General features: G+C 67.8%; 33 protein-coding genes. All 33 read right to left on the reverse strand.

Going from position 1 to position 20,069, the window contains the following annotated elements:
* Positions 1 to 33 precede the first annotated feature (33 nt).
* Complete coding sequence (locus BJ991_RS16665) at positions 34 to 1,080, reverse strand: GNAT family N-acetyltransferase (RefSeq protein WP_179491840.1); 1,047 nt, start codon at positions 1,078 to 1,080, stop codon at positions 34 to 36.
* Between the two features lie 132 nt (positions 1,081 to 1,212).
* On the reverse strand, positions 1,213 to 1,809 hold the full coding sequence (gene rplQ / locus BJ991_RS16670) for a 50S ribosomal protein L17 (protein WP_179491842.1): 597 nt from the start codon (positions 1,807 to 1,809) through the stop codon (positions 1,213 to 1,215).
* Positions 1,810 to 1,912: 103 nt separating this feature from the next.
* Complete coding sequence (locus BJ991_RS16675) at positions 1,913 to 2,902, reverse strand: DNA-directed RNA polymerase subunit alpha (protein ID WP_179491844.1); 990 nt, start codon at positions 2,900 to 2,902, stop codon at positions 1,913 to 1,915.
* Positions 2,903 to 3,087: 185 nt separating this feature from the next.
* On the reverse strand, positions 3,088 to 3,486 hold the full coding sequence (gene rpsK / locus BJ991_RS16680; protein WP_179491846.1) for a 30S ribosomal protein S11: 399 nt from the start codon (positions 3,484 to 3,486) through the stop codon (positions 3,088 to 3,090).
* A gap of 32 nt (positions 3,487 to 3,518) precedes the next feature.
* The gene (gene rpsM / locus BJ991_RS16685) at positions 3,519 to 3,899 is read right to left on the reverse strand and encodes a 30S ribosomal protein S13 (protein WP_179491848.1); all 381 of its coding nucleotides are present in this window, start codon (positions 3,897 to 3,899) and stop codon (positions 3,519 to 3,521) included.
* Positions 3,900 to 4,051: 152 nt separating this feature from the next.
* The gene (gene rpmJ, locus BJ991_RS16690) at positions 4,052 to 4,168 is read right to left on the reverse strand and encodes a 50S ribosomal protein L36 (protein ID WP_005050492.1); all 117 of its coding nucleotides are present in this window, start codon (positions 4,166 to 4,168) and stop codon (positions 4,052 to 4,054) included.
* A 77-nt stretch (positions 4,169 to 4,245) separates the two neighbouring features.
* Complete coding sequence (gene infA, locus BJ991_RS16695; protein ID WP_013583992.1) at positions 4,246 to 4,467, reverse strand: translation initiation factor IF-1; 222 nt, start codon at positions 4,465 to 4,467, stop codon at positions 4,246 to 4,248.
* Between the two features lie 166 nt (positions 4,468 to 4,633).
* Positions 4,634 to 5,314: a DsbA family protein gene (locus BJ991_RS16700; protein WP_179491850.1), complete on the reverse strand. Its 681-nt coding sequence runs from the start codon at positions 5,312 to 5,314 to the stop codon at positions 4,634 to 4,636.
* Between the two features lie 42 nt (positions 5,315 to 5,356).
* Positions 5,357 to 6,196, reverse strand: a complete 840-nt coding sequence (gene map, locus BJ991_RS16705) for a type I methionyl aminopeptidase (protein ID WP_179491852.1) — start codon at positions 6,194 to 6,196, stop codon at positions 5,357 to 5,359.
* Position 6,197: 1 nt separating this feature from the next.
* Positions 6,198 to 6,827: an adenylate kinase gene (locus tag BJ991_RS16710; RefSeq protein ID WP_179491854.1), complete on the reverse strand. Its 630-nt coding sequence runs from the start codon at positions 6,825 to 6,827 to the stop codon at positions 6,198 to 6,200.
* Positions 6,827 to 8,149 carry a preprotein translocase subunit SecY gene (gene secY, locus BJ991_RS16715; RefSeq protein ID WP_179491855.1) on the reverse strand — a complete coding sequence of 441 codons (1,323 nt, stop codon included), beginning with the start codon at positions 8,147 to 8,149 and terminating at the stop codon, positions 6,827 to 6,829. The genes BJ991_RS16710 and secY overlap by 1 nt, the downstream gene beginning before the upstream one ends.
* Before the next feature lie 100 nt (positions 8,150 to 8,249).
* Entirely contained in the window at positions 8,250 to 8,903 is a 654-nt protein-coding gene (gene rplO / locus BJ991_RS16720; protein WP_218852964.1) for a 50S ribosomal protein L15, read from the reverse strand.
* Positions 8,903 to 9,088: a 50S ribosomal protein L30 gene (gene rpmD, locus BJ991_RS16725; RefSeq protein WP_060960260.1), complete on the reverse strand. Its 186-nt coding sequence runs from the start codon at positions 9,086 to 9,088 to the stop codon at positions 8,903 to 8,905. The genes rplO and rpmD overlap by 1 nt, the downstream gene beginning before the upstream one ends.
* A complete protein-coding gene (gene rpsE / locus BJ991_RS16730) occupies positions 9,088 to 9,774 on the reverse strand; it encodes a 30S ribosomal protein S5 (protein WP_179491856.1) in 687 nt (228 codons plus the stop codon). Before rpsE ends, rpmD begins: the two co-directional genes overlap by 1 nt.
* Positions 9,771 to 10,130: a 50S ribosomal protein L18 gene (gene rplR / locus BJ991_RS16735; protein WP_179491857.1), complete on the reverse strand. Its 360-nt coding sequence runs from the start codon at positions 10,128 to 10,130 to the stop codon at positions 9,771 to 9,773. Before rplR ends, rpsE begins: the two co-directional genes overlap by 4 nt.
* A 2-nt stretch (positions 10,131 to 10,132) precedes the next feature.
* A complete protein-coding gene (gene rplF / locus BJ991_RS16740; RefSeq protein WP_179491858.1) occupies positions 10,133 to 10,669 on the reverse strand; it encodes a 50S ribosomal protein L6 in 537 nt (178 codons plus the stop codon).
* A gap of 6 nt (positions 10,670 to 10,675) precedes the next feature.
* Complete coding sequence (gene rpsH, locus BJ991_RS16745) at positions 10,676 to 11,074, reverse strand: 30S ribosomal protein S8 (protein ID WP_179491859.1); 399 nt, start codon at positions 11,072 to 11,074, stop codon at positions 10,676 to 10,678.
* Between the two features lie 129 nt (positions 11,075 to 11,203).
* The gene (gene rplE / locus BJ991_RS16750; protein WP_179491860.1) at positions 11,204 to 11,794 is read right to left on the reverse strand and encodes a 50S ribosomal protein L5; all 591 of its coding nucleotides are present in this window, start codon (positions 11,792 to 11,794) and stop codon (positions 11,204 to 11,206) included.
* Position 11,795: 1 nt separating this feature from the next.
* Positions 11,796 to 12,155: a 50S ribosomal protein L24 gene (gene rplX, locus BJ991_RS16755; RefSeq protein ID WP_179491862.1), complete on the reverse strand. Its 360-nt coding sequence runs from the start codon at positions 12,153 to 12,155 to the stop codon at positions 11,796 to 11,798.
* Between the two features lie 4 nt (positions 12,156 to 12,159).
* Entirely contained in the window at positions 12,160 to 12,528 is a 369-nt protein-coding gene (gene rplN, locus BJ991_RS16760; RefSeq protein WP_141881982.1) for a 50S ribosomal protein L14, read from the reverse strand.
* Entirely contained in the window at positions 12,525 to 12,842 is a 318-nt protein-coding gene (gene rpsQ / locus BJ991_RS16765) for a 30S ribosomal protein S17 (protein ID WP_179491863.1), read from the reverse strand. The genes rplN and rpsQ overlap by 4 nt, the downstream gene beginning before the upstream one ends.
* Positions 12,842 to 13,153 carry a 50S ribosomal protein L29 gene (rpmC, locus tag BJ991_RS16770; protein ID WP_179491865.1) on the reverse strand — a complete coding sequence of 104 codons (312 nt, stop codon included), beginning with the start codon at positions 13,151 to 13,153 and terminating at the stop codon, positions 12,842 to 12,844. The genes rpsQ and rpmC overlap by 1 nt, the downstream gene beginning before the upstream one ends.
* The gene (gene rplP / locus BJ991_RS16775) at positions 13,153 to 13,572 is read right to left on the reverse strand and encodes a 50S ribosomal protein L16 (protein ID WP_179491867.1); all 420 of its coding nucleotides are present in this window, start codon (positions 13,570 to 13,572) and stop codon (positions 13,153 to 13,155) included. The genes rpmC and rplP overlap by 1 nt, the downstream gene beginning before the upstream one ends.
* Positions 13,572 to 14,321: a 30S ribosomal protein S3 gene (gene rpsC, locus BJ991_RS16780; protein WP_179491869.1), complete on the reverse strand. Its 750-nt coding sequence runs from the start codon at positions 14,319 to 14,321 to the stop codon at positions 13,572 to 13,574. The genes rplP and rpsC overlap by 1 nt, the downstream gene beginning before the upstream one ends.
* Positions 14,321 to 14,719: a 50S ribosomal protein L22 gene (gene rplV, locus BJ991_RS16785; protein ID WP_179491871.1), complete on the reverse strand. Its 399-nt coding sequence runs from the start codon at positions 14,717 to 14,719 to the stop codon at positions 14,321 to 14,323. Before rplV ends, rpsC begins: the two co-directional genes overlap by 1 nt.
* A 25-nt stretch (positions 14,720 to 14,744) precedes the next feature.
* Positions 14,745 to 15,026, reverse strand: a complete 282-nt coding sequence (rpsS, locus tag BJ991_RS16790; protein WP_124291708.1) for a 30S ribosomal protein S19 — start codon at positions 15,024 to 15,026, stop codon at positions 14,745 to 14,747.
* A 12-nt stretch (positions 15,027 to 15,038) separates the two neighbouring features.
* Complete coding sequence (gene rplB, locus BJ991_RS16795; protein WP_179491873.1) at positions 15,039 to 15,878, reverse strand: 50S ribosomal protein L2; 840 nt, start codon at positions 15,876 to 15,878, stop codon at positions 15,039 to 15,041.
* A 26-nt stretch (positions 15,879 to 15,904) separates the two neighbouring features.
* Entirely contained in the window at positions 15,905 to 16,204 is a 300-nt protein-coding gene (rplW, locus tag BJ991_RS16800; RefSeq protein ID WP_179491875.1) for a 50S ribosomal protein L23, read from the reverse strand.
* Positions 16,201 to 16,863: a 50S ribosomal protein L4 gene (gene rplD, locus BJ991_RS16805; protein ID WP_179491877.1), complete on the reverse strand. Its 663-nt coding sequence runs from the start codon at positions 16,861 to 16,863 to the stop codon at positions 16,201 to 16,203. Before rplD ends, rplW begins: the two co-directional genes overlap by 4 nt.
* Positions 16,864 to 16,867: 4 nt before the next feature.
* Positions 16,868 to 17,527, reverse strand: coding sequence for a 50S ribosomal protein L3 (gene rplC / locus BJ991_RS16810; protein ID WP_179491879.1), 660 nt, complete (start codon positions 17,525 to 17,527; stop codon positions 16,868 to 16,870).
* Between the two features lie 11 nt (positions 17,528 to 17,538).
* Positions 17,539 to 17,847 carry a 30S ribosomal protein S10 gene (rpsJ, locus tag BJ991_RS16815; protein ID WP_013584016.1) on the reverse strand — a complete coding sequence of 103 codons (309 nt, stop codon included), beginning with the start codon at positions 17,845 to 17,847 and terminating at the stop codon, positions 17,539 to 17,541.
* A 471-nt stretch (positions 17,848 to 18,318) separates the two neighbouring features.
* The gene (locus BJ991_RS16820) at positions 18,319 to 18,534 is read right to left on the reverse strand and encodes an Rv0909 family putative TA system antitoxin (protein WP_179491881.1); all 216 of its coding nucleotides are present in this window, start codon (positions 18,532 to 18,534) and stop codon (positions 18,319 to 18,321) included.
* A gap of 180 nt (positions 18,535 to 18,714) precedes the next feature.
* Entirely contained in the window at positions 18,715 to 19,908 is a 1,194-nt protein-coding gene (gene tuf / locus BJ991_RS16825; RefSeq protein WP_179491883.1) for an elongation factor Tu, read from the reverse strand.
* Positions 19,909 to 20,069: the final 161 nt, after the last annotated feature.

Genomic DNA, 20,069 nt, shown 5'->3' on the forward strand with positions numbered 1-20,069 from the left:
GCGCCCCGCGCGCCCGAGGCCCGGCTCAGCCGCTCAGTACCGGCGCACGAACGCGACGCTGCGCTCCGTCGCCACGAAGCCGAGCCGTCCGTAGAGGTTGTTCGCGCCCGTCGGGCTCTCGGTGTCGACGTCGAGCACCGCCTTCTCGAGCCCCGCGTCTCGCGCGGCGCGCAGGAGCGCGACGATCACCGCGGGCGCGAGCCTGCGACCCCGCCGGTCGCGGGTGACGCCGATGAGGTCGATGTACACGCTCGAGTAGCCCTGCGTCACCCAGTCCTCCTCGTTGACCGACCCGAGCGCGAACGCCACCACCCGATCGTCCTCGAGGGCCACGCGGCTCAGGTCGGGGCGCAGGAACGGTCCCTCGACGAACGTCTCCCACCGCTCGGGGGGCGTCGCGAGGCTCCCCCAGTGGTCGCGGAAGGCGTCGTTTCGCGCGACCCGCGTCGCCTCCTTGAGAGCCCGCTCGTACGGCCGCACGACGGCATGGCCGGATGCCTCGACCTCGGGGATCTCGAGCGAAAGGTCGCGCACCATCGTCGTGAACCAGCGCTCCGCGGCGAAGCCGCGACGCGTCGCGAGGCGCTGCGCGCCGACCTCGCCCTCCTCGGCGTAGACGAAGACCGCCGCCGGCAGCGCGAGGTCGAGCTCGGCGAGGGCCTCCAGCGCCCGCTCGTGCTCCCACCGCATGACCTCCCGGCCGATCCCCCGTCCGCGCCACTCGGGGTGCACGCGGCCGCTCAGGTACACGTGCACGTGCGCGTCGCGTGACGGATGCAGCATCACCGCCGCGGAGGCGACCATGCGCCCAGCCGCGTCGAGGCCGACGAGCGTGTTGCGCGCGGGATCGGTCCACGAGACGGTGAAGCTCTCCTCGATCTCCTCGCGCGGAGTGGTCCAGGTCGGGTGGTCGACGAGATCGCAGGCGCGGAACAGCTCGGTGAGCGCGTCGACGTCTTCGATCGTGGACGGGCGCCACTCGGCGACCTCCGGGTGGGCGGGCAGCACGGGCGCGGCCACCCGGCCGAGTCGTTCGGCGAGCGGCGGGCGGGCTGCGTCATCAGCGGTCGCGTCGGTCACCAGCCCACCTTACGCGCGGTGCCGGCCGCCCGCGTGCAGCGTCCTCGGTGCCACCCCCCGCGGCGCGCACGGACGACGAGACCCGCGGCCCCCAGGGGCTCGCGGGTCTCGTGCGTTGCTGTGGCGGATGCCTCAGGCCTTCTCGGCCTCGGCGTCCTCGTCGGCTGCGGGAGCCTCGTCCTCGACGACGGCGTCCTCGGCAGCGGCCTCGGCGGCGGCGCCCTCCTCGGGCGACTCGGCGCCGGCCTCGGCGGCCTCGTCCTCAGTCGGGGTCTCCTCGGCGGCGGTCTCCTCGGCGGGAGCCTCCTCCTTGGCGGGGGCCTTCTCGGCGGACGCGGCCGACTTCTTGGTCGACTTCGCCTTCGGCGTCACCGGCTCGAGCACGAGCTCGATCTGGGCCATGGGGGCGTTGTCGCCCTTGCGGTTGCCGACCTTGGTGATGCGCGTGTAGCCGCCGTCACGGTCCGCCACGAGCGGAGCGATCTCGGTGAACAGCACGTGCACGACTTCCTTGTCGCCGATCACCGACAGCACGCGGCGGCGCGCGTGCAGGTCGCCGCGCTTCGCGAACGTGATGAGGCGCTCAGCGAGCGGACGCAGGCGCTTGGCCTTCGTCTCGGTCGTCTTGATCGACTTGTGCGTGAACAGCGCGGCGGCGAGGTTCGCAAGCAGCAGGCGCTCGTGGGCGGGGCCGCCTCCGAGGCGGGGACCCTTGGTGGGCTTCGGCATTTCTCAGTTACTCCAGGATGAGGGTTCGGTCAGGGGGATTCGGATGCTCCGCCTCGCTGCGCTCGCTCAGCACGAGTTCCGCAGACGGAGCATCCGCATCGGCTCAGACGGTGTCGTCGTCGTAGCCGCCGTAGAAGTGAGCACCGTCGAACCCGGGGACCGAGTCCTTGAGCGACAGGCCCAGCGACGTGAGCTTGTCGCGCACCTCGTCGACCGACTTCTGACCGAAGTTGCGGATGTTCATGAGCTGCGTCTCGGACAGAGCCACGAGCTCGCTGACCGTGTTGATGCCCTCGCGCTTCAGGCAGTTGTACGAGCGCACCGACAGGTCGAGGTCCTCGATCGGCATCGAGAGCTCGTTCGAGAGGACGGTCTCGACCGGCGCCGGGCCGATCTCGATGCCCTCGGCCTCGACGTTGAGCTCGCGCGCCAGGCCGAACAGCTCGGTGAGCGTGCGACCGGCCGATGCGACGGCATCGCGCGGGGCGATCGAGGGCTTGGTCTCGACGTCCAGCACGAGCTTGTCGAAGTCGGTGCGCTCGCCGGCACGCGTCGCGTCGACGCGGTAGCTGACCTTGAGCACGGGCGAGTAGATCGAGTCGACCGGGATCTGGCCGGCCTCGGCGTACTCGTTGCGGTTCTGCGTCGCCGAGACGTAACCGCGGCCGCGCTCGATGGTGAGCTCGAGCTCGAACTTCGCGGTGTCGTTCAGAGTCGCGATGACCAGCTCGGGGTTGTGCACCTCGACGCCCGCGGGGGCCGAGATGTCGGCCGCGGTGACCTCGCCGGCGCCCGTCTTGCGCAGGTAGGCGGTGATGGGCTCGTCGCGCTCGCTCGAGACGACGAGCTGCTTGATGTTGAGGATGATCTCGGTGACATCCTCCTTGACACCCGGAATGGTGCTGAACTCGTGGAGGACGCCGTCGATGCGGATGCTCGTGACGGCCGCGCCGGGGATCGACGAGAGGAGGCTGCGACGCAGCGCGTTGCCGATCGTGTAGCCGAAGCCGGGCTCGAGCGGCTCGATGACGAAACGGCTGCGGAACTCCCCGATCTTCTCCTCGGTCAGAGTGGGACGCTGTGCGATGAGCACTATGGGTTCCTTTCGATCACGTGCCCGCTATATGACACGTGCGGTGGATGGGTATTGAGTTGTTCTCAGCGTCCGGCGGTCCCGTTCGGCCGCGGGGCGGCGACTCGGTACCGGACGCGCAAACCTGAAATCGATGCGCTCAGGGACCGGCGGGTGCACCGCGGTCCCCGAGCGAGATCGAGATGTCAGACGCGGCGGCGCTTGGGGGGACGGCAGCCGTTGTGCGCCTGCGGCGTCACGTCCTGGATCGAGCCCACCTCGAGGCCGGCAGCCTGCAGCGAGCGGATCGCCGTCTCGCGACCCGAGCCGGGGCCCTTCACGAAGACGTCGACCTTCTTGACGCCGTGCTCCTGCGCCTGGCGGGCAGCGGACTCCGCGGCCATGCCTGCGGCGTACGGCGTCGACTTGCGCGAGCCCTTGAAGCCCACGCCACCCGACGACGCCCAGCTGATGACGGCGCCCGACGGGTCGGTGATCGAGACGATCGTGTTGTTGAACGTCGACTTGATGTGGGCGTGGCCCAGCGCGATGTTCTTCTTCTCCTTGCGGCGCGGCTTGCGCGCAGCGGACTTGGCCTGTGCCATTGCTTTGCTCTCCTAAACCTTCGGGCCCGCGGTTACTTGCGGCCGGCCTTCTTCTTGCCGGCGACCGTGCGCTTCGGGCCCTTGCGGGTGCGCGCGTTCGTCTTGGTCCGCTGACCGCGCACAGGGAGGCCGCGGCGGTGGCGGAGGCCCTCGTACGAGCCGATCTCGACCTTGCGGCGGATGTCTGCGGCAACCTCACGGCGAAGGTCACCCTCCACCTTGTAGCTGGCGTCGATGTAATCGCGAAGGGCGATGAGCTGGTCGTCGTGAAGGTCCTTCACACGGATGTTCTCATCGATGCCCGTCGCCTTGAGGATCTCGTTCGAGCGGGTACGGCCGATGCCGTAGATGTAGGTCAGGGCGATGACCACGCGCTTGTCGCGCGGGATGTCGACGCCGGCGAGACGTGCCATGCGGCTCTCCTAGGAGTGTCGTGGAGGTGTGGAGCAGGATCGGTGCCCGGGCCTCCGCCCCGAGGTGTCCCCTCCGGAGAGGTTCTGATCCTGCCGATTGTTCGTATTGAGTTGTGTCAGCGATGCCTCTCCCGAGGCATCCGGAAGCCTTATCAGCCCTGGCGCTGCTTGTGACGCGGGTTCGACTTGCAGATGACCATCACGCGACCGTGGCGGCGGATGACCTTGCAGTGGTCGCAGATGGGCTTGACGGAGGGGTTGACCTTCATGGGATTTCCTGTTCGCTGTCTTCGCCGGGCAGACGCCACCCTTGCGGGCGCGCCTGGGGCGTTACTTCTCGACCGGTCTAGCGGTAGCGGTAGACGATGCGGCCGCGGGTGAGGTCGTAGGGGCTGAGCTCCACGACGACGCGGTCCTCCGGGATGATGCGGATGTAGTTCTGCCGCATCTTTCCGGAGATCGTGGCGAGCACCTTGTGTCCGTTCGTCAGCTCAACGCGGAACATCGCGTTGGGAAGCGCTTCAGACACCGTGCCCTCGATCTCGATGACACCGTCTTTCTTGGCCATAGCCTCGCTTACGCTTGTGCAGACCGGTCGGTCTGCGGTGGATGGGATCGGTGCGATGACACGCCAATAATGGCGCAACGCACCAAGGATCAATCATACGCGATCCCGGATGCACCGGCAACTCGCGGTGCGCGGCATCCGGCTCGCACCGAGGCCGGTGACAGCCCTACTCGAAGAGCGAGCGCAGCTCGGCCGGAGCAGGCAGCTCGGAGTTCGCGATGACCTCGCCGTTGACCGCGATGGTCGGCGTGGCGATGCCGGCGGCGCCGGGCTGAACCGGCGTCTGCTCCGTCATCGCGGCGACGAAGCCCGAATAGCGGCCGTCGTTGACGCACGAGTCGATGCCGCTCACGCCGACCCCCGACGCGATGTCGAGGAGCGCCTGGTCGGTCAGGCCGCTCGTCCCCTCGGCGGGCTGGTTCTCGAACATCGCCTGCATGAAGGGGACGGATGCGTCGGCATCCGCCTCGGCGACGCAGTACATCGCGTTCGCGGCGCGCGTCGAGAACTCCGTGCCCTGCGAGTAGCGGTCGAGGATCGAGATCGGGTGGATGTTGAGCGTGATCGTGCCGTCGTCGACGAGCTCCTGGATCGATGGCCCGTACGCCTGCTCGAACTGGTTGCAGATCGGGCACATGAAGTCGATGTAGGTGTCGAGCGAGTCGCCGCCGTCGCCGACGGCGATCGCGCCCGTCTCGGCGCTGATGTTCGGGGCATCCGGCGCCTCGCCCGCGTCCGTCGACGGGTTGTTCAGCCACACGACGAGCACCGCGACCGCGACGAGAGCGACGACGACCGCGACGCTCACCCAGATCGCGAACCAGTTGACCTTGCGTGCCTGCGCCATGTGTGCCTCCGAGAAACGTGTGCGAGATCCGGACCGGTCGCGCTAGGCGATCGGCGCCGGCGTGACGCCGAACGGGGCGAGACCGGCAGCGCCGCCGTCGGGAGCGGTGAGCACCCAGATGCCGCCATCGTGCACGGCGACGCTGTGCTCCCAGTGTGAGCCGGGCGAGCCGTCGACGGTCGAGACGGTCCAGTCATCGTCCTCGACGAACGTCGTGTGGTCGCCGGCGACGACCATGGGCTCGATCGCGAGCGCGAGTCCCGGACGGATCTCGGGTCCGGGATCGGCGACGCGGTAGTTGAACACCGACGGCGACTCGTGCATCTTGCGGCCGATGCCGTGGCCGACGTACTCGCGGAGGATGCCGTAACCGCCGTCCGGGGCGTTCGCCTCGATGTACTCCTGCACGGCGGCGCCGATCTCGGCGAGGTGCCTCGCCGTCGCGAGCGCCGCGATGCCCGCCCACAGGGACCCCTCGGTCACCTCGGACAGCCGCTCGCGCTCGACCACGATGTCGGGCCGCGACGGATCGGGCACGACGACGGTGATCGCGGAGTCGCCGTTCCAGCCCTTGTACTCCGCGCCGGCGTCGATCGACACGATGTCGCCGGGCTCGAGCACGCGGTCGCCCGGGATGCCGTGCACGACCTGCTGGTTGACAGACGCGCAGATCGTGTGACGGTAGCCGCGCACGAGCTGGAAGTTCGAGCGTGCCCCGCGGCCCGAGATGACCCGCGAAGCCGCGGCGTCGAGCTCGAGCGTCGTGACGCCCGGGCGGATCAGCTCACGCACCGCGGCGAGCGCCTCGGCCGTGATGAGCCCAGGCTCGACCATCGCCCGCAGTTGAGCGGGCGACTTGTAGATCGAGCGGCGGAACGACACGTCAGGCGGCGGCCGTGCGGATGAGGCCGCGCGCTTCGAGCGCGCCGACGATGCGGTCCGTCACCTCGTCGAGGGTCCCGGTGCCGTCGATCTCGTCGACGACGCCGCGCGTGCGGTAGACGCCGAGGATCGGCGCCGTCTCGCGCTCGTAGATCGCGAGGCGGTTCGCGATCACCTCTTCGGTGTCGTCGGTGCGGCCCTGCTCCTTCGCGCGCAGCGAGAGGCGCGCGATGCTCTCCTCGCGCGGCACGCTGAGCTCGATGACGGCGTCGAGGGCCTCGCCGCGCCCCTCGAGGAACGCGTCGAGGTCGCGCACCTGAGCGATGTTGCGCGGGTACCCGTCGAGCAGGAAGCCGTCGGCGGCGTCCTCCTTCTCGAGGCGCTCGCGGACGACCTTGCTCGTCAGCTCATCCGAGACGAGGTCGCCCGCCGCGATGATCGCCTGCACCTGGCGACCGAGGTCGGTGCCGGCCGCGACCGCGCCGCGGAAGACGTCGCCCGTCGAGATCGCCGGGATGCCGAACGCCTCCGCGATGCGGACGCCCTGGGTGCCCTTGCCCGACCCCTGGGGGCCGACGATGAGCAGGCGGGTGGCCCGCCGCGCGCCCGACTCGTGAGCCTGTGCAGCCATCAGCGGAGAAGCCCTTCGTAGTGGCGCTGCTGCAGCTGCGCGTCGATCTGCTTCACGGTCTCGAGACCCACACCGACGATGATGAGGATCGAGGCGCCGCCGAACGGGAAGTTCTGGTTCGCGCCCACCGTCGCGAGGGCGATGAGCGGGAGCAGCGCGATGAGACCGAGGTAGATCGAGCCGGGCAGCGTGATGCGCGTCAGCACGTAATCGAGGTACTCGGCCGTCGGACGACCGGCTCGGATGCCGGGGATGAAGCCGCCGTACTTCTTCATGTTGTCGGCCACCTCGACGGGGTTGAACGTGATGGCGACGTAGAAGTACGTGAACCCGACGATCAGGAGGAAGTACGCGAGCATGTAGACCGGGTGGTCGCCCGTCGTGAAGTACTGCGAGATCCAGACGACCCACGGGGCGGCCTGCTCACCCGGCTGCGGCTGGTTGAACTGCGCGATGAGCGCCGGGATGTACAGCAGAGACGAGGCGAAGATGACCGGCACGACGCCCGCCATGTTGACCTTGATCGGGATGTACGTGTTCGTGCCGCCGTACGTGCGACGGCCGACCATGCGCTTCGCGTACTGCACCGGGATGCGCCGCTGCGACTGCTCGACGAAGACGACGAGGGCGACGACGACGATGCCGATCGCGAGCACGAGGAGGAAGACCTCGAAGCCGCGCGACTGCCAGATCGCCCACATCGAGGCGGGGAACGCCGCGGCGATCGACGTGAAGATGAGCAGCGACATGCCGTTGCCGATGCCGCGTTCGGTGACGAGCTCGGCGAACCACATGATGAGGCCGGTGCCGGCGGTCATCGTGATGATCATGAGAAGCTGCGCCCACCACGCGACATTCGTCAGGAGCTGCTCGCACTCGGGGACGCCGGTGACCCCGAAGAGCTGACCGCTGCGCGCCACGGTGACGAGGGTCGTCGACTGCAGGAGCGCGAGGGCGATCGTCAGGTAGCGCGTGTACTGCGTGAGACGGGCCTGACCCGACTGGCCCTCTTTGTAGAGCGCCTCGAAGTGCGGGATGACCACGCGCAGCAGCTGCACGATGATCGTCGCGGTGATGTACGGCATGACGCCGAGCGCGAAGATCGACAGCTGCAGCAGCGCGCCGCCCGAGAAGAGGTTGACGAGCGACAGGAGTCCCTCGGTGCCCGCGCTCTGCCTGAGACACGACTGCACGTTCGGGAAGTCGACGAAGGGTGCCGGCACGTGCGCGCCGAACCGGTACAGGGCGATGATCGCCAGGGTGAATGCGATCTTCCGACGAAGGTCGGGTGTACGGAAGACCCGCGCGATGGCGCTGAACAAGAGGCTGCCTCCAGAGGGGATGCCGGCGCGCGCGGCGACGCGCCAACGTCCAGGGTAACCCAGTGGGGGCCGGAGCAAGCTCCGGCCCCCACCGCGTGCGTTACTTGACGGTTCCGCCCGCGGCGACGATCTTCTGCTCGGCGGAGCCCGAGACCTTGTCGACCGTCACTTCGAGCTTCACCGAGATGTCGCCGGTGCCGAGCACCTTGACCTTCTCGTTCTTGCGAACCGCACCCTTGGCGACGAGGTCGCTCACGGTGACCTCCCCGCCCTGCGGGTACAGCTCGGCGAGCTTGTCGAGGTTGACCACCTGGTACTCCACGCGGAACGGGTTCTTGAACCCGCGCAGCTTCGGAGTGCGCATGTGCAGCGGCATCTGGCCGCCCTCGAAGCCGGCGCGCACCTGGTAGCGGGCCTTCGTGCCCTTGGTGCCGCGACCGGCGGTCTTGCCCTTCGAGCCCTCACCGCGACCCACGCGGGTCTTCGGGGTGTTGGCGCCGGGGACTGGACGCAGGTGGTGAACCTTCAGGACGCCGGGGCGCGAGGGCGCGGCATCCGACTTCTTCTCCGCCTTCTCGGCACCGGCCTTGCTGGCAGGAGCCTTCTTGGCCGGAGCCTTCTTGGCGGGAGCCTTCTCGGCGGCGGGCTTCGCGTCGGCCGAAGCCTTCGCGGGAGCCTTCTTGGCGGGCGCCTTCTTGGCGGGAGCCTTGACCTCCGCCTCGGCGGCCTCGTTCTTCTCGGCCTTCTCAGCCATCAGTCGATCTCCTCAACCTTCACGAGGTGGGCGACGGTCTTGACGTAGCCGCGCGTCTGCGCGTCGTCGGGACGGACGACCGAGTCGCCGATCCGCTTGAGACCGAGCGAACGCAGCGTGTCGCGCTGGTTCTGCTTCTCGCTCACCTTGGACTTGATCTGCGTGACCTTCAGACGCGCAGCCATCAGGCACCTACCTTCGAGGCGGCAGCGGCCGCGGCCTCTGCCTCAGCACGGACGAGACGGGCCGGCGCGACCTGATCGAAGTCGAGGCCACGGCGCGCGGCGACCGCGCGGGGCTCCTCGAGCTGCTTCAGGGCGTCGACAGTCGCGTGCACGATGTTGATCGTGTTCGACGAGCCGAGCGACTTCGAGAGCACGTCGTGGATGCCGGCGCACTCGAGCACCGCCCGCACCGGACCACCGGCGATGACACCGGTACCGGCGGCGGCGGGACGCAGCAGCACGACACCCGCGGCGGCCTCACCCTGCACGGGGTGCGGGATGGTCGAGCCGGAACGGGGCACGCGGAAGAAGTTGCGCTTGGCCTCTTCGACACCCTTCGAGATGGCCAGGGGCACCTCGCGGGCCTTGCCGTAGCCCACGCCCACGACGCCGTTGCCGTCACCCACGACCACGAGAGCCGTGAAGCTGAAGCGGCGGCCGCCCTTGACGACCTTCGACACGCGGTTGATCGTGACGACGCGCTCCAGGAACTGGCTCTGGTCGCGGTCGCGTCCGCCGCGGTCGCGGTTGGGGTTGCGCTCGCGACCGCCCCGGCGGGCCTCGCGGGGCTCGCGCTCGGTGGCAGCCTCGGCCGGAGCCGCAGCGGCAGCCTGCTCGGTCACGTTGTTCTCCTTGTTCTCACTCACAGGTTCAGCCCCCCTTCGCGGGCGCCTTCGGCGATCGCCGCGACGCGGCCCGCGTAACGGTTGCCGCCCCGGTCGAACACGGCGCCTTCGACGCCGATGGCCTTCGCGCGCTCGGCGACCAGCTCGCCGACCTTGCGGGCCTTCGCGGTCTTGTCACCGTCGAACGAGCGCAGGTCGGTCTCGAGGGTCGAGGCCGATGCGACCGTGTGGCCCTTGCTGTCGTCGACGAGCTGCACGAAGACGTGACGCGACGAGCGGGTGACCACCAGGCGCGGACGCTCCGACGTGCCGACGACCTTCTTGCGAAGGCGTGCGTGACGACGCGCGCGGGCGTCGGACTTCGACTTCACAGCCATGGTTACTTACCAGCCTTTCCGGCCTTACGACGGACGACCTCGCCCGCGTAACGCACACCCTTGCCCTTGTACGGCTCGGGCTTGCGGATCTTGCGGATGTTCGCAGCCGCCTCGCCGACGGCCTGCTTGTCGATGCCGCTCACCGTGAGCTTGTTGTTGCCCTCGACGGTGAACGTGATCCCGGTGGGCGGCTCCACGAGCACAGGGTGCGAGAAGCCGAGCGCGAACTCGACCGAGCTGCCCTTCTGCGCGACGCGGTAGCCCGTGCCGACGACCTCGAGGCCCTTCGAGTAGCCCTGGGTGACACCGATGATGTTGTTGTTGATGAGCGTGCGGGTCAGGCCGTGCAGCGAACGCGACTCGCGCTCGTCGTCGGGACGGGTGACGAGCACCTGGCTGTCCTCGACCTTGACCTCGATCGGGCGCGCCACGGTGAGCGTGAGCTCGCCCTTGGGGCCCTTGACTGCGACCTCCCGGCCGTCGACCGTGACGGTCACGCCGGCGGGGATGTCGATGGGAAGACGTCCGATTCGCGACATGTCAGATCACCACACGTAGGCGAGGACTTCCCCACCCACGCCCTTCTGCTCGGCCTGACGGTCCGTCAGAAGACCGGAGGAGGTGGACAGGATGGCGACGCCCAGGCCGCCGAGGACCTTGGGGAGCTCGTTCGACTTGGCGTACACGCGCAGGCCGGGCTTCGAGACGCGCTTGATGCCGGCGATCGAACGCTCACGGTTGGGGCCGTACTTGAGCGTCATCGTGAGGGTCTGGCCGACGCGGGCGTCCGAGACGGACCAGTCGGCGATGTAGCCCTCCTGCTTGAGGATCTCGGCGATGTGGGTCTTGAGCTTCGAGCTCGGAAGCAACACGGAGTCGTGGTGCGCCGAGTTCGCGTTGCGCAGACGGGTCAGCATATCTGCGACCGGGTCTGTCATCGTCATTTCTTGATTCCTTTGTTCATGAGGTTTCGACTGCCGTTACACGACAGCCGACCTTCTATGACTGTGCTGTTCAGTTGTGTGACGGATGCCTCGGCGTCGGCGCTGCGTCGGCCGAGGCATCCGGCTGTCTCAGGCCTGAGCGTCGTCGGCCTTGAACGGGAAGCCGAGGTGACGAAGGAGCGCGCGGCCCTCCTCGTCGGTCTTCGCCGTCGTGACGACCGTGATGTCGAAGCCGCGGACGCGGTCGATCTTGTCCTGGTTGATCTCGTGGAACACGGACTGCTCCTGGAGACCGAAGGTGTAGTTGCCGTGACCGTCGAACTGCTTGGGCGACAGACCGCGGAAGTCGCGGATGCGCGGCAGTGCGAGGTTGACCAGGCGGTCGACGAACTCCCACGCGCGGTCGCCGCGGAGGGTGACGTGCGCGCCGATGGCCTGTCCTTCACGCAGCTTGAACTGCGCGATCGACTTGCGGGCCTTGGTCACGACCGGCTTCTGGCCGGTGATCTTGGTGAGGTCGTCGACCGCACCCTCGATCACCTTGCTGTCGCGAGCTGCCTCGCCGACGCCGGTGTTCACCACGACCTTGACCAGGCCGGGGATCTGCATGACGTTCTTGTACCCGAACTCGTCCTGCAGGGCCTTCTTGATCTCGGTGTTGTACTTCTGCTTCAGGCGGGGCTGGATCTTGCCAGCCTCCACGGCAGTGGCGGTGCTCATATCAGAGGTCCTTGCCTGACTTCTTCGCGTAGCGCACGCGGACGGTGCGCTTCACGCCGTCCTTGACCTGCTCCTCGACGCGGTGGCCGACGCGGGTCGGCTTCTTGGTCGAGGGGTCGACGAGCGCGACGTTGGAGATGTGGATCGGGGCTTCCATCGTCTCGATGCCGCCCGTCTTGGTGCCGCGCTGGGACTGGCCCACGCGGTTGTGCTTGGTGACGTAGTTCACGCCCTCGACGATCACGCGGTTCTGCTCGGAAAGGATCTCGAGGACCTTGCCCTGCTTGCCGCGGTCGCCGCCCTTGTCCTGCTTCTTGCCAGTGATGACCTGGACGAGGTCACCCTTCTTGATCTTGGCCATGCGGTCAGATCACCTCCGGGGCGAGCGAGACGATCTTCATGAACTTCTTGTCGCGAAGCTCACGGCCGACCGGTCCGAAGATGCGGGTACCGCGGGGCTCCCCGTCGTTCTTCAGGATCACGGCGGCGTTCTCGTCGAACTTGATGTACGAGCCGTCGGAACGGCGGGTCTGCTTGACAGTGCGCACCACGACCGCCTTGACGACATCGCCCTTCTTGACGTTGCCGCCGGGGATGGCGTCCTTGACCGTGGCGACGATGACGTCGCCCAGGCCCGCGTAGCGGCGGTTGGAGCCGCCGAGCACGCGGATGGTGAGGAGCTCCTTGGCGCCCGTGTTGTCGGCGACCTTGAGTCGCGATTCGTTCTGGATCACTTGGCCTTCTCCAGGATCTCCACCAGACGCCAGCGCTTGGTGGCGCTCAGCGGGCGGGTCTCGTTGATGAGGACGAGGTCGCCGATGCCGGCGGTGTTGTTCTCGTCGTGAGCCTTGACCTTGGACGTGCGACGGATGACCTTGCCGTAGAGGGGGTGCTTCACGCGGTCCTCGACCTCGACGACGATCGTCTTGTCCATCTTGTCGCTGACGACGTAGCCGCGACGAGCCTTGCGGTAGCCGCGAGCGTCCGCGTCACGCACGTCGTGCTCGGCGTGCTGCACCTCGGCCGCAGCCTTCTTCGTGGTGGCCATCACTCAGCCTCTTCCTTCTCGGCCTTGTCGGCGTCCGCCTTCTTGGCCTTGCTCTTCTTGGCCTTCGTCGCCGTCTCGAGCGGCGCGGGCGTGGCACGGATGCCGAGCTCGCGCTCGCGGATGACGGTGTAGATCCGCGCGATGTCGCGCTTGACCGCACGGATGCGGCCGTGGCTCTCGAGCTGGCCGGTGGCCGACTGGAAGCGCAGGTTGAACAGCTCTTCCTTGGCCTTGCGCAGCTCCTCGACGAGGCGCTGGTCTTCGAACGTGTCGAGCTCGCTCGTCGCGAGCGTCTTGGTGCCGATCGCCATTACGCGTCGCCCTCCTCGCGCTTGATGATGCGTGCCTTCAGGGGCAGCTTGTGGATGGCACGGGTCAGGGCCTCGCGAGCGAGCTGCTCGTTGACGCCCGCGACCTCGAAGAGGACGCGACCCGGCTTGACGTTTGCGACCCACCACTCCGGCGAGCCCTTACCCGAACCCATGCGGGTCTCGGCGGGCTTCTTCGTGAGCGGACGGTCGGGGTAGATGTTGATCCACACCTTGCCGCCACGCTTGATGTGACGGGTCATCGCGATACGAGCGGACTCGATCTGACGGTTCGTCACATACGCGGGCGAAAGGGCCTGGATGCCGAACTCACCGAAGGTCACCTTCGTACCGCCGGTCGCCTGACCGGTGCGCTTCGGGTGGTGCTGCTTGCGGTGCTTGACTTTGCGGGGGATGAGCATTACGCCGACGCTCCTTCTGCGACGGGGGCCTCGCTGCGCGGGCCGCGACGCGGACGGTCGCCACGCTCGCGGGACGGCTTCTGGGCCGCCTGCTCGCGCGCGAGTTCCTTGTTGGTGAGGTCGCCCTTGTAGATCCAGACCTTCACGCCGATGCGGCCGAAGGTGGTCTTGGCCTCGTAGAACCCGTAGTCGATGTTCGCGCGCAGCGTGTGCAGCGGCACACGACCCTCGCGGTAGAACTCCGAGCGGCTCATCTCGGCGCCGCCGAGGCGGCCGGAGACCTGGATGCGGACGCCCTTGGCGCCGGCGCGCTGCGCGCCCTGCAGGCCCTTGCGCATCGCGCGGCGGAACGCCACACGAGCCGAGAGCTGCTCGGCGATGCCCTGCGCGACGAGCTGGGCGTCGGCCTCGGGGTTCTTGACCTCGAGGATGTTCAGCTGGATCTGCTTGCCGGTGAGCTTCTCGAGGTCGGCGCGGATGCGCTCGGCCTCGGCGCCGCGGCGGCCGATCACGATGCCCGGGCGAGCCGTGTGGATGTCGACGCGGACGCGATCACGCGTGCGCTCGATCTCGATGCGGCTGACGCCCGCGCGGTCGAGGTTCGACTGCAGGAGCTTGCGGATCTTGATGTCCTCGGCGACGTAGTCGGCGTAGCGCTGGCCCGGCTTGGTCGAGTCCGAGAACCACCGCGACACGTGGTCCGTGGTGATGCCGAGGCGGAAGCCGTACGGGCTGACTTTCTGTCCCATTACTTGCTCGCCTTCTTCGTCTTGGTGCCGGCACCGGTCTCAGCGACCTCGGGGGTCGAGAGCACGACGGTGATGTGGCTCGTGCGCTTCTTGATCTGGAACGCACGACCCTGCGCGCGGGGCTGGAAACGCTTGAGCGTCGTGCCCTCGTCGACGTACGCGTTCTTCACGTACAGGTCCTGCTCGTCCAGGAACTCGCCGTCCTTGTCGGCCTTCACGCGCGCGTTGGCGATCGCTGCCGCCACGAGCTTGTAGATCGGCTCGCTCGCGCCCTGCGGCGCGAACTTCAGGATGGCGAGGGCCTCCTCGGCCTGCTTGCCCTTGATGAGAGCGACGACACGACGAGCCTTCTGAGGGGTCACGCGGATGTGTCGCACGCGTGCGATGGACTCCACCATTTCTCTCTCCTCTTGCGCCCCCGCGTCAGCGGCGGCGGCCCTTCTTGTCGTCCTTCTCGTGGCCGCGGAAGGTGCGGGTGGGCGCGAACTCGCCCAGCTTGTGGCCGACCATGGTCTCGGTCACGAACACGGGGATGTGCTTGCGACCGTCGTGCACGGCGATCGTGTGGCCGAGCATGGCCGGGACGATCATCGAGCGACGGGACCAGGTCTTGATGACGTTCTTGGTGCCGGCTTCGTTCTGCGAGACGACCTTGCGAAGCAGGTGCTCGTCGACGAAGGGGCCCTTCTTAAGGCTGCGAGGCATCTTCCTCTACTCCTACTTGCGCTTCTTGCCGGCGGTGCGACGGCGGACGATGTACTTGTCGCTTTCCTTGTTGGCGTGGCGGGTGCGACCCTCCGGCTGGCCCCAAGGAGTGACCGGGTGACGTCCGCCGGACGTCTTGCCCTCACCACCACCGTGCGGGTGGTCGACCGGGTTCATCGCGACACCGCGGACGGTCGGGCGCACGCCCTTCCAGCGCTTGCGGCCGGCCTTGCCCCAGTTGATGTTCGACTGCTCGGCGTTGCCGACCTCGCCGATCGTCGCGCGGCAGCGCGCGTCGACGTTGCGGATCTCGCCCGAGGGCAGACGAAGCTGGGCGTACGGGCCGTCCTTCGCCACGAGGCGCACCGAGGCGCCGGCCGAGCGCGCGAGCTTGGCGCCGCCGCCGGGGCGGAGCTCGATCGCGTGCACGACGGTACCGGTCGGGATGTTGCGCAGCGGCAGGTTGTTGCCCGGCTTGATGTCGGCGCTCGGACCGGACTCGACGATGTCGCCCTGCTTCAGCTTCTCGGGCGCGAGGATGTAGCGCTTCTCGCCGTCGAAGTAGTGCAGCAGCGCGATGCGCGCGGTGCGGTTGGGGTCGTACTCGATGTGCGCGACCTTGGCGTTGATGCCGTCCTTGTCGTTGCGACGGAAGTCGATCACGCGGTACTGGCGCTTGTGACCGCCGCCGATGTGACGGGTCGTGATGCGGCCCTGGTTGTTGCGGCCGCCCGTCTTCGAGAGCGGGCGAAGCAGCGACTTCTCGGGGGTCGATCGCGTGATCTCAGCGAAGTCCGCCACCGACGAGCCGCGGCGACCGGGGGTCGTGGGCTTGTACTTGCGAATAGCCATGTGTCTTCAGTCCTCTATCCCGACCGTCAGCCGACTGCCGTGAAGATGTCGATGGTGCCCGACTTGAGCGTGACGATGGCGCGCTTGGTGTCCTTGCGCTTGCCCACGCCGAAGCGGGTGCGACGGGCCTTGCCGACGCGGTTGATCGTGTTGACCGCAGCCACCTTGACGCCGAAGATCTTCTCGATCGCGAGCTTGATCTCCGTCTTCGTGGCACGCGGGTCCACGAGGAACGTGTACTTGCCCTCGTCGATGAGCCCGTAGCTCTTCTCGGAGACGACCGGCTTGAGGATGATGTCGCGCGGGTCCTTGTTCACGGCGGTCATGCCGAGACCTCCTCGGTGGCGCCGGTCTTCGCCGCGACGAAGGCGTCGAAGGCGGCCTTGGTGAAGACGATGTCGTCGGAGACGACCACGTCGTAGGCGTTGAGCTGGTCGAACGACAGCACGTGGACGTACGCGAGGTTGCGCACGCTCAGGGTGCTGAGCTCGTCGTCACGGTCGATGACGACCAGGACGTTCTTGGTCGCGCCGAGGCCCGACAGCACGGCCGCGGCGGCCTTCGTCGAGGGCGCGCCCTCGATGCCGAACGAGTCGACGATGTGCAGACGCTCGCCGCGAGCGCGGTCGCTGAGCGCGCCGAGCAGGGCCGCGGCGATCATCTTCTTGGGCGTGCGCTGCGCGTAGTCGCGCGGCTTGGGCCCGTGGACGATGCCACCGCCGGTCATCTGCGGCGCGCGGATCGAGCCCTGGCGGGCGTTGCCCGTGCCCTTCTGCTTGAAGGGCTTGCGGCCGGCGCCCGAGACCTCACCACGACGCTTGGTCGAGTGGGTGCCCTGGCGGGCAGCGGCGAGCTGCGCGACGACGACCTGGTGGATGAGCGGGATGTTCGTCTTGACGTCGAAGAGCTCAGCGGGCAGCTGGACCGAACCAGCCGCCGTGCCGTCTGCCTTCACGACGCCGAGCGCGAGAGTCGAGTCAGCCATGAGATCAGGCACCCTTCACTGCGTTGCGGACGTAGACGATGCGACCGCGCGCGCCGGGGACGGCGCCCTTGACGAGCAGCAGACCCTTCTCGGCGTCGACGGCGTGCACCGTGAGGTTGAGGACGGTCACGCGCTCGCCGCCCATGCGGCCGGCCATGCGCATGCCCTTGAACACGCGGCTCGGGGTCGACGAGGCGCCGATCGAACCGGGCTTGCGGTGGTTGCGGTGCGCACCGTGCGAGGCCGAGACGCCCTTGAAGTTGTGGCGCTTCATGACACCCGCGGTGCCCTTGCCCTTGCTGGTGCCGACGACGTCGACCAGCTGACCCGCCTCGAACGTGCCGTCCACCGTGAGCTCCTGACCGAGTGAGTAGTCAGCAGCGTCCGCCGTGCGGATCTCGGTGAGGTGGCGGCGCGGCGTCACGCCGGCAGCTTCGAAGTGGGCCGTGAGCGGCTGGTTGACCTTGCGGGGGTCGATCTGCCCGTAGGCGATCTGGACGGCGTTGTAGCCGTCCTTCTCGGGCGTGCGAACCTGGGTGACCACGTTCGGCGCGATCTCGATGACCGTGACGGGCACGAGCTTGCCGTTCGCGTCCCAGACCTGGGTCATGCCCAGCTTCGTGCCGAGCAGGCCCTTGGAAACCTTTTCGTTGATGTGTGCCATGGTCGTCGTCCTCAGAGCTTGATCTCGATGTTGACGTCGGCCGGCAGGTCAAGGCGCATCAGCGAGTCGACGGCCTTGGGCGTCGGGTCGATGATGTCGATCAGACGCTTGTGGGTGCGCATCTCGAAGTGCTCGCGGCTGTCCTTGTACTTGTGGGGCGACCGGATGACGCACACGACGTTCTTCTCGGTCGGAAGGGGCACGGGGCCCACGACGGTCGCGCCCGCACGGGTCACGGTGTCGACGATCTTGCGCGCCGACGAGTCGAGACCGGCGTGGTCGTACGACTTCAGGCGAATGCGGATCTTCTGTCCCGCCATTGTCTGCTCACTCTCTTTCCGCGTCTTACCCTTGTGGCATTGGACGCACGGTGGCGCTCGCGCGCCTGGCACTTCTCACCCGCATGGACGGGTGCTGCGCACCACTGTTCTGCTGTCAAGCCGGCGCCGAGGCATCCGGCCCGCCGCTCGCCGCACGCACACGTGCGGCCCGGGCTTACCGGATGATCCGGTCACCCGAGCCTTTTCGAGGACGGTTTCTCGTTCTGCTGCCCGCGGCCTAGGACCCTGCGCGTTCGCGCCGCCTATGCACTGCCCTGGCAGTGATCCTGTGCACGCCGAAAGCGCGCCGGAATGTGGAACCTCAATAGTCTACGGGTCGCCCGGGCGTGTCGCAAACCCGGGCGTGTCGCAGACACGGTTGCTCGGCACCTTCCCAGGCGAGTGCCCTCGCCGCCGCGCCCAAAGGCCCGGAGGAACCCCTTCCCCCGGGCCTTCGCGGATGCGGGAGGGCTACTCGTTGCCGATCGCCTTGTCGACGTTGTCGCGGACGCCGTCCACGTGCTGGTCGACGCTGTCGGGCGCCACCTTCTTGACGAAATCCGCCGCGGCGTCGAGGACCTTGTCGCTCACGTCCTCCGCCTGATCGGACTTGATCACGTCGTCGATCTTCTCCTTGTTCTGCTCCAGGAACTCCTTGCCCTGGTTCACGAGGTCGTCGATGCCCATGTCGGCTCCTTCTGCGCCCCGGCGGGGCGGCACGGTGACATTGTCTCGCGGCAGGCGAGACGCGGAAAGGGCGTGACGGATGCCGCGGCATCCGTCTCTCCCGGCAGACGCGAGAAGCCCCCGGGATCTCTCCCGGGGGCTTCTCGTGGATGAGTCTCGGTGCGCCCTACGGGCGCGAGCTCACTTGAGGATCTTCGTGACCGTACCGGCGCCGACGGTGCGACCGCCCTCGCGGATCGCGAAGCCGAGGCCCTCCTCCATGGCGATCGGCTGGATCAGCTCGACCTTCATGTCGGTGGTGTCACCGGGCATGACCATCTCGGTGCCCTCGGGCAGCGTGATGACGCCGGTGACGTCGGTGGTGCGGAAGTAGAACTGCGGACGGTAGTTCGTGAAGAACGGGTTGTGACGGCCACCCTCCTCCTTGGAGAGGATGTACGCCGTGCCCTCGAACTCCGTGTGCGGGGTCACCGAGCCGGGCTTGACGACGACCTGGCCGCGCTCGACGTCGTCACGCTTGGTGCCGCGCAGAAGCAGACCACAGTTCTCGCCGGCCCACGCCTCGTCGAGCTGCTTGTGGAACATCTCGATACCGGTGACGATCGTCTTCTGCGTCGGGCGCAGACCCACGATCTCGACCTCGGAGTTGATCGCGAGGGTACCGCGCTCGGCGCGGCCCGTGACGACCGTGCCACGGCCGGTGATGGTGAAGACGTCCTCGATCGGCATGAGGAACGGCTTGTCGCGGTCACGCACCGGGTCGGGGATCGACTCGTCGACGGCCTCCATGAGCTCGAGAACCGACTGGACCCACTTCTCGTCGCCCTCGAGAGCCTTCAGGCCCGAGACGCGGATGACGGGGGCGTTGTCGCCGTCGAAGTCCTGCGACGACAGGAGCTCGCGGACCTCCAGCTCGACGAGCTCGAGGATCTCCTCGTCGTCGACCATGTCGGCCTTGTTGAGCGCGACGAGCAGGTAGGGCACGCCGACCTGCTTGGCGAGCAGCACGTGCTCACGGGTCTGAGCCATCGGGCCGTCGGTGGCTGCGACCACGAGGATCGCGCCGTCCATCTGGGCGGCACCGGTGATCATGTTCTTGATGTAGTCCGCGTGGCCCGGGGCGTCGACGTGCGCGTAGTGACGCTTCGGGGTCTCGTACTCGACGTGCGAGATGTTGATGGTGATACCGCGCTGACGCTCCTCAGGAGCCGAGTCGATCGACGCGAAGTCGCGCGGAACGTTGACGTTCGACGGGTACTTGTCGGCGAGCACCTTCGAGATCGCCGCGGTGAGCGTCGTCTTGCCGTGGTCGACGTGACCGATCGTTCCGATGTTCACGTGCGGCTTGGTCCGCTCGAACTTGGCCTTAGCCACTGGGTCCTCCTCAGGACGGTCATGTAGAGGTTCCGGGCACTGGTTTGCGACCGGTCGTCTACGGGGATTTCTCTAGCTTAGTAGAGGGGTTTCTGTGAAGTTATGGGGTTCGGATGCCCCGGCCGCCCTCGACGAGCTCGGGAGGCCGAGGCATCCGCAGA

The organism is Microbacterium immunditiarum (assembly GCF_013409785.1).
Lineage (GTDB): Bacteria > Actinomycetota > Actinomycetes > Actinomycetales > Microbacteriaceae > Microbacterium > Microbacterium immunditiarum.